10 protein-coding genes are annotated in these 12,537 nt (G+C 48.7%); 1 reads left to right on the top strand and 9 read right to left on the bottom strand.

The window, feature by feature from the left end:
• Positions 1–3 precede the first annotated feature (3 nt).
• A complete protein-coding gene (locus tag AC1Q5Z_RS05340; protein WP_041515733.1) occupies positions 4–882 on the top strand; it encodes a diacylglycerol/lipid kinase family protein in 879 nt (292 codons plus the stop codon).
• A gap of 86 nt (positions 883–968) precedes the next feature.
• Here the strand turns inward: AC1Q5Z_RS05340 and AC1Q5Z_RS05335 are convergent, their stop codons facing one another.
• The 9 genes from AC1Q5Z_RS05335 to AC1Q5Z_RS05295 form a co-directional block, all read right to left on the bottom strand.
• Positions 969–1,193, bottom strand: a complete 225-nt coding sequence (locus tag AC1Q5Z_RS05335; RefSeq protein ID WP_041515732.1) for a hypothetical protein — start codon at positions 1,191–1,193, stop codon at positions 969–971.
• A 121-nt stretch (positions 1,194–1,314) separates the two neighbouring features.
• Complete coding sequence (locus tag AC1Q5Z_RS05330) at positions 1,315–1,584, bottom strand: hypothetical protein (RefSeq protein WP_123902593.1); 270 nt, start codon at positions 1,582–1,584, stop codon at positions 1,315–1,317.
• 266 nt (positions 1,585–1,850) lie between these two features.
• A complete protein-coding gene (locus AC1Q5Z_RS05325) occupies positions 1,851–3,914 on the bottom strand; it encodes a heavy metal translocating P-type ATPase (protein WP_041515730.1) in 2,064 nt (687 codons plus the stop codon).
• 85 nt (positions 3,915–3,999) lie between these two features.
• A complete protein-coding gene (locus AC1Q5Z_RS05320) occupies positions 4,000–4,452 on the bottom strand; it encodes an MgtC/SapB family protein (RefSeq protein WP_041515729.1) in 453 nt (150 codons plus the stop codon).
• Positions 4,453–4,484: 32 nt separating this feature from the next.
• Positions 4,485–5,366: a bestrophin family protein gene (locus AC1Q5Z_RS05315; RefSeq protein ID WP_041515728.1), complete on the bottom strand. Its 882-nt coding sequence runs from the start codon at positions 5,364–5,366 to the stop codon at positions 4,485–4,487.
• A gap of 54 nt (positions 5,367–5,420) precedes the next feature.
• Entirely contained in the window at positions 5,421–5,837 is a 417-nt protein-coding gene (locus AC1Q5Z_RS05310) for a Fur family transcriptional regulator (protein WP_084607884.1), read from the bottom strand.
• Between the two features lie 279 nt (positions 5,838–6,116).
• Positions 6,117–7,406: an efflux RND transporter periplasmic adaptor subunit gene (locus tag AC1Q5Z_RS05305; protein WP_041515726.1), complete on the bottom strand. Its 1,290-nt coding sequence runs from the start codon at positions 7,404–7,406 to the stop codon at positions 6,117–6,119.
• Positions 7,407–7,471: 65 nt separating this feature from the next.
• Entirely contained in the window at positions 7,472–11,788 is a 4,317-nt protein-coding gene (locus AC1Q5Z_RS05300; protein WP_041515725.1) for a CusA/CzcA family heavy metal efflux RND transporter, read from the bottom strand.
• Positions 11,789–11,961: 173 nt separating this feature from the next.
• On the bottom strand, positions 11,962–12,285 hold the full coding sequence (locus tag AC1Q5Z_RS05295; RefSeq protein ID WP_368656264.1) for a DUF6660 family protein: 324 nt from the start codon (positions 12,283–12,285) through the stop codon (positions 11,962–11,964).
• Positions 12,286–12,537: the final 252 nt, after the last annotated feature.

Here is a 12,537-nt window from a genome sequence, read left to right as displayed (position 1 = left end):
GCAATGACCTATATACATTTCATCATTAACCCTGTCTCCGGCGCAGGGCGCCACAGCCTGCCGGATTTTTACATCAGGCAGTTCTTTCCCGCTGACCGGTATAAGATCAGCACTGATTACACCATGAGCAGAAAGCACGCCCTGATCCTCACCGAAAAAGCGCTGGAGCAGAATCCCGACATCATCGTGGCATGCGGAGGCGACGGAACCATCAATGAGGTGGCTTCGCGTCTGATCGGAACCGATGTGAAGCTTGGAATCATCCCCGTGGGATCGGGAAACGGACTGGCATCGCATCTGAACATTCCGCGCGATATCGGAAAATCTCTTGAAATTATCAGGGAAGGAAGAAAATTGCGGATCGATGCCGGAAGAATCAACCAGCATTACTTTTTCAGCAACACCGGCATCGGAATTGACGCGATGATTGTAAAAAAGTATGAGAATTCGGGAAAAAGGATGCTTTTTGCCTATATCAAGGCTGCAGTTGTGGCAGCCTTTGAGTATAAGGCGAAGCCCGCCATAGTATATTTCGACGACAGGGTCATACCAATAAAGCCATTTATGGTCTTTGTTTCCAATTCAAATGAAATGGGCTACAGCATGAGCCTTACCCCAGGCGCACTGCTGACGGATGGAAAACTGGATCTGGTTCTCATTCCCGAGCTTTCCTTTTTCGAAAAGATAGCCCTTGGATACCATATTCTCACCCGCTCAGTCAGCAGATTCAAGAAGGCCCAGCACCATCTGGTGCAGAGCCTGCAGATCGAAATGCCCACGAATATATTCACCGATGCGCAGATCGACGGGGAGCATTATAAATTAAGGACCAACACCTGCAGAATTTCGGCAGAGCCTGCCGCACTCAGCGTGCTGGTCTGAACGCTTAATTAGGCTTTTCCGGAACTGCCTTCCCTTCGGGGAAGGCTCTCCGGAAATACGGGCTGCCGCCCTTGATCTTATCAGTTCTATTTGGCAAGCCTTGAGCGGTCCGTCTCAAAATCCAGAAGGATCATTTTCTGGTCGTCCAGAAAAATCAGCACATCCAGAACGGCAGCCTGGTTATGCTTCTCCTCTTGTATCGGATCTGTCGGAAAAATTAAGCCCGAAAGCTCCTCCAGAGCAAAATCACGATCAGGATTGTCCCTTAGAATGGTAAGGATTACATTGGAAATATTGGCATACTTTTTCATATTCTGCTAATCATTTGGTTTAAATGCCCGGTTTATTTTTTTATAGAATAAACCGCAGAACCTTAGAAAAAGCCTGCGGTTTTGAATTAACAATCGCCTTTTATATTTTTTTTTATATATTTCATTTCGGGGATTCAGGAAGGCGTCCTGCGCCTTCATTGGTCAATTTCCCATTGGCCTGCTCATGCGGCCTGTCCTGCACGTGGTACAGGATAAAATGTCTTGCCCTTGCAAAAATTCCAAGTACAATCACAATTCCCAGAATTGCCAGTATGATCGTTTTTCCGATATTGACAGCCGAATACCTGTTCTTCTTTCTAACCGGCCTGCCCTTCTGTCCCCTGGAGGTCTTCTGTATGTTGGGATAGTATTTCTTCTTTCGTTTTTTCATTTCGCATAAAATTCGATTCAATGCGCTATACCTGCAGATACGGCATTGCATTACCAGTAACTGCCGGTAAAACTGCACGTTTGATATTTCTGCCTGTGCGGTTGCGGCAGGCATTTCTGATGGATATTACGATTGGATAAGGGCACAAAGAATCCCTGCCGTCTGAGCCAGATGATTATCCGTAAGCGGATATCATCTGGCCGGCAGCTAAACAGCAGCATTAAATCTTTTGGATTTAAGCCTTTAGAATCTTTGAATTATCCAATTTAGAATTTCATTTTCTGGATGCGCACCGCATTCAGAATCGCAATCAGCGATACGCCGACATCGGCAAATACGGCTTCCCACATCGTGGCCAGCCCGCCTGCTCCAAGAACGAGCACTACGCCCTTGACTACGAAAGCCAGGGTGATGTTCTGCCATACGATCTTCTTGGTCTGCCTGCCGATATTGATGGCCATGGGTATTTTTGAAGGCTTGTCGTCCTGTATCACGACATCGGCCGTTTCGATGGTCGCATCGCTTCCCAGCCCGCCCATTGCGATGCCCGCATCGCTGAGCGCTACCACAGGCGCATCGTTCACTCCGTCACCGACAAAGGCAACCGTTCCATACTGCGCCTTGATCTCCTTCACTTTGTTTACTTTGTCTTCCGGCAGAAGATCTCCGTAGGCATTGTCAATCCCCAGTTTGTCTGCTACAAATTTCACTACGCTTCCCTTGTCCCCGCTGAGCATCGTCGCTTTTATATTCATCTTGTGCAGCAGGTCGATGGTCAGCTGCGAGTCTTCCTTGATGCTGTCCGCTATGGTGATATACCCGACATATTTTTTGTCATAGCTTACCGCGATGGTCGTGTATACTATCGAAGCCGGATCGACATCATAAGAAATGCCGAACTTGTCCATCAGCTTGAAGTTCCCCGCAAGCAGCTCCTTTCCGCCGATTAATGCCTTCAGTCCGTGGCCCGCAATTTCTTCGGTGCTTTCCAGTTTTATCGAACTGTCCACCTCACCCACGTATTCATGGATTGCCGTAGCAACAGGATGCGAGCTCTGGCTCTCCACCGCATTGACCATTTTCAGGATCTCATCCTTGTCAAACTCCGGCTTGAAGACAGTCTCCTGCACTTTGAAAACCCCTTCTGTCATCGTTCCGGTCTTGTCCATCACCACGTTCTGGATCGAGGCCATCACGTCAAGGAAATTGCTCCCTTTGAACAGTATCCCGTTGCGGCTGGCCGCACCGATTCCGCCGAAATAGCCCAGCGGTATGGAAATGACAAGCGCACACGGACAGGAAATTACCAGAAAGACAAGAGCCCTGTAAAGCCAGCTGCTGAAATCATAATTGTCCACAAAGAAATAAGGCAGAAGGCAGATTCCGATAGCCAGAAAAACCACAATAGGCGTGTAGATCTTGGCGAACCTGCGTATGAACAGTTCTGTCGGAGCCTTCTGCGAGGTCGCATTCTGTACAAGTTCCAGTATTCTGCTGAGCTTGCTGTCGGTAAAGGCCGCGGTGACTTTCACCTGTGCCGCCACGTTGAGATTTATCATTCCCGCCAGGACCGCCTCGCCTTTGGATTTGGTGTCCGGTTTGCTTTCCCCTGTAAGGGCCGCCGTATTGAATGAGGCGCTGTCGGTTAGAAGCTCCCCGTCAAGCCCAAGCTTTTCTCCTGGTTTCAGCTGGATGATATCCCCAATCTGGGCCTGTTCGGCTTTGATTGTTTTGGTCTTTCCGTCTGCGACGATGGTCACTTCATCGGGCCTCTGGTCCAGAAGGCTTTTGATGTTGCGCTGTGCCCTTGATACGGCAAGGGTCTGGAAAACTTCCCCTACGGCGTAAAAAAGCATTACCGCAACCCCTTCGGGATATTCCTTAATGATGAAGGCGCCGACTGTGGCTATGCTCATCAGAAGGAACTCGGAAAATATCTCCCCTTTGGTGATGCTTTTGAAGGCATCCCTGATAACCGGAAATCCGACGATCAGATAGGCCACCAGGTACCACACGAACCGCAGGGTGCCAGAAAACCACGGCAGCTTGATCCAGTTGTCAAAAGAAATGGCAAGAAGCAGCAGCACCAGTGAAATTATCGAAGGAAGGAACATCTTAAACGCTCCGCCTTCGGCAGTGCTGTGGTTATGGCCGTCATCATCGGTGTGGGCATGGCTGTGCCCGTCGTCGCTGCTGTGCGCATGGTTGTGGCCGTCACCGGGAGTGTGCCCCTTCAGAAGTTCCTTTGCGCCGGCCTGCACATACACCTTCTCGGTCTGCGTGCAGCAGATCTGTTTCCCGTTCTTATCGTATTTATGTTTGTGTTCCATGATATATAATTTATAAGGTTAAAAAATTCGGCACCATTCTCCCTGAAGTGTCCCGGTGCCGATAAAAGGCAGTCCATTGGTTTAGTTAGTCCTTTTTTTTGCTCTTAATTAATCTATCTACCAGTCTTCTGTACCAAGAAAAATGGTTCACGCTGAAAATCAGCAGTATGATGAGTGTCGCCGAAACGGCAATTACAAGCATATCCAGTGCTATGGCCATTCCAACCGCTGATGTGGTCCAAAGGCCCGCGGCGGTTGTGATGCCTTTGGGCAGGTTCCTCTGGTCCCTGAAAATTATTCCCGCCCCTATGAATCCCAGCCCGGTCGCAATGGCGGCAAGCATTCGGGCCACAGCCGAGACATCTTCCGTAAGATGGGCCGCAATGGAAACAAACAGGCAGGAGGCCGCGCAGATGCATGCAAAAGTCCTCACGCCCGTATTCTGCTGTTCCCTTTCCCTTTCAAGCCCGATCAGGCCGCCCAGGGCAGCAGCCAGCAGCAGCTTGGCTGACATATAAAGTTCAACCCCGATATCCATTGGATTCTGATTTTTGGCAGAAAGCCCAATTGCTACATTTCATAATAAAGGCTGTTCTTAGGTTTTACGGGAATATCCTTCGCGCCGGTCATCTCAAGGAGATTGATCTCAATGGTCTGTGCCAGCGAAGTCATCGGCGTATCCACAGGCGTGTTCTCAAAAGGATCCTGCATGATGATGGCAGTTGATTCGATCGCAATGAACAGCAGCGGAATCAGGATGGTAAGCAGCAGTTCAACCGCCAGCTGGGAATCCTCGAGCCCGAAGGGCAGTATGGCCGCAAAAACATAGATCAGCGTGTGCACCAGAAGGCTGTATGACTTTGGAAAGACCGTATTTTTGATCCGTTCGCATTTTCCCATATGGTCGCAGAGCCGTGAAATGGTTTCATTGAGCTGCACGGTCTTGAAATCCGTTATGATCCCTTTCTGCTCCATTTCGGCAGCGCCCTGCGAATGCCTGTCCAGCAGGGCATTGGGGATGTTTGTCCCGGTAATTTTATGGAACTTCAGATAGGCCTCCACCTTCGGGCTGAAGGGCTGGCGGCGCAGCGCTTCTCCAAGGGCATACACCCATATGATCTGCCTTTCGGCAAACTGGTCTGCAATCTGGCTGTTTTCTTTGGATGCGGCCTGCATCACCTGTCTGACAAGGGTGCGCGAATCGTTTACAATCGCACCCCATACCATTCTGGCTTCCCACCACCTCTCGTAGGACTGCGCAGTCCTGAAGGCCAGCAGCAGCGAGACTGCGGTTCCGACAAGAGCCGGAATGCTGAGCGGAAGGGATACTTTCCTGAAAACGGGAAGCATATCCAGCATGCCGATTGCAGCGGCAAAAATGACAATGAGAATAATCTGGGATCTTATTTCCCTCACAAAGTACAGCACTGATATTCTGCGGTTTAACAGCATAGCTTAAAATTAAAATTTTACAATTATCCTTTGTTCACAATTATCTGATTTGAATTATGATGCAGTGAGGCACTTCTCGCAGATTCCTTTGGCCAGAATCTGGATCTCGTCGATCCGAAGGCTGCCTGTCAGGCTTTCGGGAAGAATGATCTCCTCCCTGCAGGTGGTCTGCCCGCACTTCCTGCAGTAGAAATGCAGATGCCTGTCGTTATGTTCTTCCTGCTCGCATGAATCTGCGCATAAGCGGTACCTGGCCTGGTTTTCATCCATGATCTTATGCACGAGGCCTTTTTCCAGAAAAGTCTGGAGCGTCCTGTAGATGGTCACCTTGTCGGCCTTATGGAAATATTTCTCGATATCGGCCAGAGACAGAGCCTCACTCAGCGTCTGCATGTACTCATAGATCAGGATACGCATCGTGGTCAGGCGTATGTTCTTGCTGTTAAAGGCTTCTTCCGTTGTTTTCTTCATATAATTTTTACATTAAAAATAAACCAGCAGCAAGGCCTATCGGCTGGGCAGTTACAGTAAATTTACGAAGCTTATTTTTAAATTCAGCATTCGGATTCACTTTTCAGCAGGCAGATACTTGATAATCGGCCCTGACTGCCGGCATTTTTTAAATTAATGCAGGTTTCCCCGTTCGAGACCATCAATTAAAGACCAAGGGGGAGGGTCTCCAATTATCCGGGTTAATCACAGGCAAACACACGCTGTCGAACAGGAACCTGCATTAAATCCTTCAATTTCTTAATGCTCGTGGCCTCCCGAATTGCTCAGTTTGGCATTTACAAAAAAGGTTCCTTTGGTCACAATCTGCGATCCGGCAGGTATTTCCTTAACCGGCGTAACTGCCGTATAGCCCACTTCTGAAACCCCTTTGGTGACCTCCACTTTTTCAAAATTCATGCTTGCCGCATCGATTTTCTTCTCCTCTTCGGCACTGTGCTTTTCCCCCTCGTCGGCGCCTCCCTCAGCTTCCGACTCCTCATGCTCCTCGGGTTTCTTGTCCGTTTTCACGAAAATGTAGAATTTACCGTCCGCCTCAGCAATGGCATCATTGGGAACTGCTGCTGTAAGTGCAGTGCCCACCCCTACAAGGGCAGTGATATTCATTCCGTCGATAAGCCCGGTCTTGCTGCCCGTAACCGTACAGTGCACTGCAACGCTCTTGCTCTGGTTCTCAAAAGATGACCCTATATTGAACACCTTAGCCGTGTAGGAAACCGCCGGGTTATTGGTCAGGGTGAAGCTTACGCTCTGCCCCACCTTTACCTTGGGAAGATCCTTCTCGAAAACCTGAAGGTCAAGATGGATCAGCTGGTTGTCCACTATCTCCACAACAGGAGATGAAACGTCAACATAGCTTCCGATCTTCGCAAATTCCGCACTTACCGTGCCGGTAACCGGACTTGTAACCGTTAATGCCGCTCTTAAATTCGAAGGGGTGATCGCTGCCGGATTGATCCCCATAAGCTGGATCTGCTTGGCCAGCGAAGCCTTGCGGGCGCGCAGCGCACTTACCTCGGCAGTGGCATTCTGAAGATTTTTTAAGGCTCCGGCATTGCCCGCCTGAAGGTCTTTCTGGCGCTGCAGCTCCTGCTCCGCATTGGTGATGCGGCTGTTGATGGTGATATACTCCTCCTGCTGCTGCACAAACTGCGGGTTCTCGATAGTGGCAATCACCTGGCCCTTGCGCACCTGGTCGCCCAGCTGCACTTTAAGGGTCTTGATCACGCCTCCGTACAGAGAGGTGGCATTGGCCTTGTTATTGTTGGGAACCCTTAACGCGCCGTTGACTTTAATGGCTGCGGTCAGGTTCTTGTTCTCGATAGTGCCCAGCTCAACCCCTACAGAGTTCATCTGCTCCTTGGTCAGCACCGCAATTGTGGCAGCTTCCTCCTCGCCGTGCTCCTCTTCTTTTGCTCCCTCAGCCTTTTCGGTTTTAGCTCCAGTTTCGCTTTCATTGCTTTTTTGTCCGCAGCCTGCAAGCGAGAAGATTGCAGCGGCCGCGATTAATAATTGGATTTTGAGTTTCATCTATGCTCTATATTTAAAATTATCCTGTGGGAAGAATGTACCTGTCCCACAGGCTGTTATATTATTTATTTATTGTTGAAATAGTCAAACTGCACTGCAGAAAGGTTATACTGGTTCAATACATCAAGATAATTCTGGCGGATTCCCACTGCCTGGGTCAGAAACTGACCAAGCTCGGCAAAACTGATCTCCCCCGAGCGGTAGCTCAGTGTCGAAGCTTTGATGATGTCCTCTGCCTGCTTAAGCCCTGAAGTCTCATAGAAATTAAGCAACGACAGGTTTTTTTCAATCTCTGCGGCAGAAGAATTCTTCTGCGTAGCCAGAAGCTGGGTCTGGTAGGCAAGATTCTTTTCCTGCACTTCCTTTTCCGCCTTTGCCGCCTTTACCTTGTTATGGGCAGATACGGCTCCGAAAAGCGGAAATGATGCAGTGGCCGAAAATCCCGTATATGGATCATCCAGCCCATAAAGCCTCTGGCTGAAGACTCTTCCCGACAGCTCAGGCATGTTGCTGTTTCTGATTACCGAAATATTTGACGAGGCAATCTTCACATTCTGCTCCTGAAGGGTAAGCAGAGGATGCAGTCCCCCGCCCTCAGACAAGCTGACTTCCGCTTTGCCCAGCGGAGCTTCCACCGGAAGCAGCCATTCGTTCAGGTTCATGAGCATCATCAGCTGCTGCTGCTGCACGCTCATGTCTTTCCTGTTCTGGTCCGAAAAGGCCTTTAGTTCCAGAAGTTTGGCCTCGGCCGCAATCTTGTCCAGCTGCGCCACATCACCGGCCTTAAGACGCACCTCGGCAGTTTTGGAAAGCTGCGTATAGATGCTGTCCAGACGCTTGTACAGCAGCTGTTTGTCCTGAAGGTACCAGAGCTTGTAATAGGCAGTGCGCACATCCCTTTTGATCGTTGCGTTCAAAAGCGCTGTATTAAGCTGGCTGTACTGCAGCTGGTTCTTGAAATAGCTTTTTCTGGCTGCATATAGGCCCGGCCACGCAAAACTCTGTGAGATTCCGATTTTCAGAATCCCTGTCCTGTCCGACGGCCTCAAATCCTCATTCTCAGCGAAAACGCCTGTTTTAGGGATATCAACGGCCGTTTTTACATTCAGCCCGGCAGCCTGGATTTCAGATTTATTGATGTCCAGCTGCTGGTTGCTCTGCAGTGCGGTTTCGACAGCCCTCTCAATCGGGATTCTCTGCTGCGCATTTGCAGAGCCGAGACCCGCGATAAACAATATAATAATGGCAGTTGTGTTTCTCAATTTAAATTTTCCTTTAAAGTCAAACTTTGTATTAAAAATGATATAAAGAAGGGGAAGGACAAAAAGCGTTAGGAACGTGGCAGTTACCAGACCTCCGATTACAACGGTGGCAAGCGGCTTCTGCACCTCTGCTCCGGCGCTGCTGCTGATAGCCATCGGCAGGAATCCCAGCGATGCCACCATAGCGGTCATAAGCACGGGACGAAGCCTTGTGATGGTGCCCTCTTTTACCCTTTCAAAAATGTTGCTCATACCCTCTTTTTCAAGCTGGTTGAATGTTCCGATAAGCACGATTCCATTCAGAACCGCCACCCCGAACAATGCAATAAACCCGATTCCGGCACTGATGCTGAACGGCATCCCTCTGAGCATTAGGGCAAAAATCCCCCCAATTGCACTCATAGGTATTGCAGTAAAGATCAGCATAGCCTGCTTAAATGAACGGAATGTGAAATAAAGCAGCCCAAAAATCAATAGAAGCGACACCGGCACCGCAATCATAAGCCTTGCGCTGGCCGCCTGAAGGTTCTCGAACTGTCCTCCATAGGTAAAGTAATACCCCGGAGGCAGCTGCACTTTTTCAGAAAGCTTTTTCTGGATGTCCTGCACTACGCTCTGCACATCTCGGCCCTTGACATTGAATCCGATCACAATCCTTCTCTTGCCGGCTTCCCTGCTGATCTGTGCAGGCCCAAGTTTATAGTCGATTTTAGCAACCTGCGACAAAGGCACCTGGACTCCCGTGTTGGTTGGAATCATAAGGTTGCTGACATCGTCTATGCTGCTTCTGTGCACGCTGTCAAGACGCACAACAAGGTCGAAACGTCTTTCGTTTTCATAAACCTGTCCGGTGCTTTTTCCTGCAAATGCGGTGCTGACAACGTCATTTACATCTTCGATGGTAAGCCCGTAATTGGCAATTCTGGTCCTGTCATATTCTATATTGATCTGCGGAAGGCCGCTCACCCTTTCAATCTGCGGCGAGGTTGCTCCCGGGACGCTCTGGATAACCTGTCCGACCTCCTTGGCATACTGTGAAAGCGTATCGAGATTCTCCCCGAATATCTTTACGGCAACATCCTGCCTGATACCGGTCATAAGCTCGTTGAAACGCATCTGGATCGGCTGGTTCTTCTCAAAGAAAACCCCGGGAATCACTTCAAGCTTTTCCATTATCGCATCTGCTAGTTCGGCATAATTCCTGCCCGATTTCCATTCTTTCTGAGGTTTTAGCACAACCATCAGATCGGTAGCCTCAGGTGGCATCGGGTCTGTGGGAACCTCTGCAGCACCGGTTTTTCCGACCACCATTTTGACTTCGTCAAACTGCTTGATGATCCTAGAAGCCTGCATTGAGGTCTCGATGCTCTGGTTCAGCGAACTTCCCTGCGGCAGGATGCAGTGGAATGCATAATCCCCTTCCTGCAGCTGCGGGATGAACTCTCCTCCCATTCTTGTAAAGCAGAATATAGCGGCAAGGAATACAACGCCAGTTGCTCCAACAATAACATATTTAATTTCAATTACTTTGGCAAGCAGCGGCTGGTAGATATTCTGGATTCTGTTCATCATCTTATCGCTGAAGGTCTCCTTGTGCTGCGGCTTTTTAGACAAGAACAGCGCGCACATCATCGGGATGTAGGTCAGAGACAATATCAGGGCTCCAAAGATTGCGAATCCTACGGTCTGTGCCATCGGACGGAACATTTTCCCCTCAACGCCCACAAGGGTAAGAATCGGGATATATACAATTAAAATGATAATTTCTCCAAAGGCCGCGCTTGTACGTATTTTGGATGCCGACTCGAAAACTTCGTCGTCCATCTCCTCCTGCGTCAGGCTGTTCAGCGACTTGCGCATGGCCAGATGATGCAGCGTAGCTTCCACAACGATGACCGCACCGTCGACAATCAGACCAAAATCAATTGCTCCAAGCGACATCAGATTGGCGCTCACCCCGAATACATTCATAAGCCCGAGAGCAAAAAGCATGGCCAGAGGGATGGCAGATGCCACGATAAGCCCGGCACGGAAATTTCCAAGGAATAAAACCAGTACAAAAATTACGATCAGGGCTCCCTCAACAAGGTTCTTCTCAACGGTGCTGATCGCACGGCCCACAAGATCCGTACGGTCAAGATACGGCTCGATTACAATATCGGCAGGAAGCGATTTCTGGATCGTAGGCAGTTTCTCTTTGATGCGTTTCACCACCTCATTGCTGTTTTCTCCCTTCAGCATCATCACAACGCCCCCAACGGCATCAACCTCCCCATTATAGGTCAGGGCACCGTAGCGCACAGCTTTTCCGAATCTCACTTCGGCAACATCGCTCACATAGATCGGAGCGGCTCCTGTATTTTTAACCACGATCTTTTTGACGTCGTCCAACGAAGTCACAAGACCTATGCCTCTGATAAAGTAGGCATTTGGTTTTTTATCGATATATGCTCCTCCGGTATTCTGGTTGTTTTTCTGAAGTGCCGTAAAGATGTCCGGGATGCTTACCCCCATGGCGCGGAGCCTTTCCGGGTTAACGGCAACCTCGTACTGCTTCAGCTCGCCGCCGAAACTGTTTACCTCTGCAATGCCGGGTGTTCCGTAGAGCTGTCTTGCCACAATCCAGTCCTGCATCGTGCGCAGGTCTTTGGCATTATACTTATTCTTGCTTCCTTTTTTAGGATGGATTATATACTGGTACACCTCGCCCAGACCCGTGCTCACGGGAGCCATTTCCGGAGTTCCTATCCCCTGGGGGATTCTGTCGGTTGCCTCCTTTAATCTTTCGCTGATAAGCTGTCTGGCAAAGTAGATATCCGTTTCATCATCGAACACAACGGTAATTACCGAAAGCCCGAATCTTGATATGCTTCTGATTTCCTGGATTTTTGGAACAGTGGCAATGCTCTGCTCAATTGGAAATGTCACCAGCTGCTCAACCTCCTGGCCTGCAAGCGTAGGACAGCTTGTGAAAATCTGAACCTGATTGTTTGTGATGTCAGGAACGGCATCTATGGGCAGTTTGGTTGCGCTCCATGAGCCCCATAATATGAGGACCAAAGTCATTAGGCCAATAATGATTTTGTTTTTAATACTGAATTTAATTATACTATCTAACACTATGCATTTAATTTTAACGTTTAGAAAATAGACTGTTCACCCATAGCTGTATGGGGAAAGTATGAAGTGCGCACGGGCATTCCGAATGGTTACGGAAAAGCACTGTCAATCCCTGCAGGACATTAGATGCCTGCCGGAAATCACTTTACGCGGTATGCGCACTACGAAAAAATCTAAACGGAAAATTTAGGCGGCTGCCAGATGCTGCCGGTATAGCTTGAATTTACCTGGCATTCTTTTAGGAAAGTATTCCTTGAACTGATAGGCTGCTGGGGAAGATTAAAGTCCGGCATCTTAAAGCTGAACTTTATTACCGAAACACTGCAGCACGAACACTGGCAGAATGGCGAGCAGTGGTCGTCATTATCACTGCTGTGATTATGCGACAGCTCCTTCTGCGCAGTTTTAGAGGAAATACAGCTATTGTATACATCACTGCATGGAACTGCAAGCAGCCCTAGAATGTAAAGTAATAATATTGTTGTTTTCCATCTCATGGGACAAATGTATAAAATAGTTTATGCAATCCGATTGCAAAGTGACCCGCTACACTGTAAAATACTCATTGTAAGCAAACTAAAAACTTACCCGCTGCCGTATATATAGATTGCAAGGCAAGGATTAATTCCTTCATAATTTTATGTTACGCAAAGTAACAACCCAATATTGTAGACATTCTGAATTTTCGACAGATTAGGTAAAAAAAAATTGCTTTTCTTCTTTTCTTCCGCTTAATGAAGACATAATTG

The organism is Flavobacterium sp. GW823-FHT06G12, from assembly GCF_058794775.1.
Note: the sequence above shows the minus strand (reverse complement) of the source record. Positions and strands in the feature narration are given on the sequence as shown.

Bases quoted from the DNA above. Each gene is read 5' to 3' on its own strand.
- AC1Q5Z_RS05305 (WP_041515726.1), bottom strand. From the start codon at position 7,406: ATGAAACTCAAAATCCAATTATTAATCGCGGCCGCTGCAATCTTCTCG.
- AC1Q5Z_RS05325 (WP_041515730.1), bottom strand. From the start codon at position 3,914: ATGGAACACAAACATAAATACGATAAGAACGGGAAACAGATCTGCTGC.
- AC1Q5Z_RS05315 (WP_041515728.1), bottom strand. From the start codon at position 5,366: ATGCTGTTAAACCGCAGAATATCAGTGCTGTACTTTGTGAGGGAAATA.
- AC1Q5Z_RS05330 (WP_123902593.1), bottom strand. From the start codon at position 1,584: ATGAAAAAACGAAAGAAGAAATACTATCCCAACATACAGAAGACCTCC.
- AC1Q5Z_RS05335 (WP_041515732.1), bottom strand. From the start codon at position 1,193: ATGAAAAAGTATGCCAATATTTCCAATGTAATCCTTACCATTCTAAGG.
- AC1Q5Z_RS05320 (WP_041515729.1), bottom strand. From the start codon at position 4,452: ATGGATATCGGGGTTGAACTTTATATGTCAGCCAAGCTGCTGCTGGCT.
- AC1Q5Z_RS05310 (WP_084607884.1), bottom strand. From the start codon at position 5,837: ATGAAGAAAACAACGGAAGAAGCCTTTAACAGCAAGAACATACGCCTG.
- AC1Q5Z_RS05295 (WP_368656264.1), bottom strand. From the start codon at position 12,285: ATGAGATGGAAAACAACAATATTATTACTTTACATTCTAGGGCTGCTT.
- AC1Q5Z_RS05340 (WP_041515733.1), top strand. From the start codon at position 4: ATGACCTATATACATTTCATCATTAACCCTGTCTCCGGCGCAGGGCGC.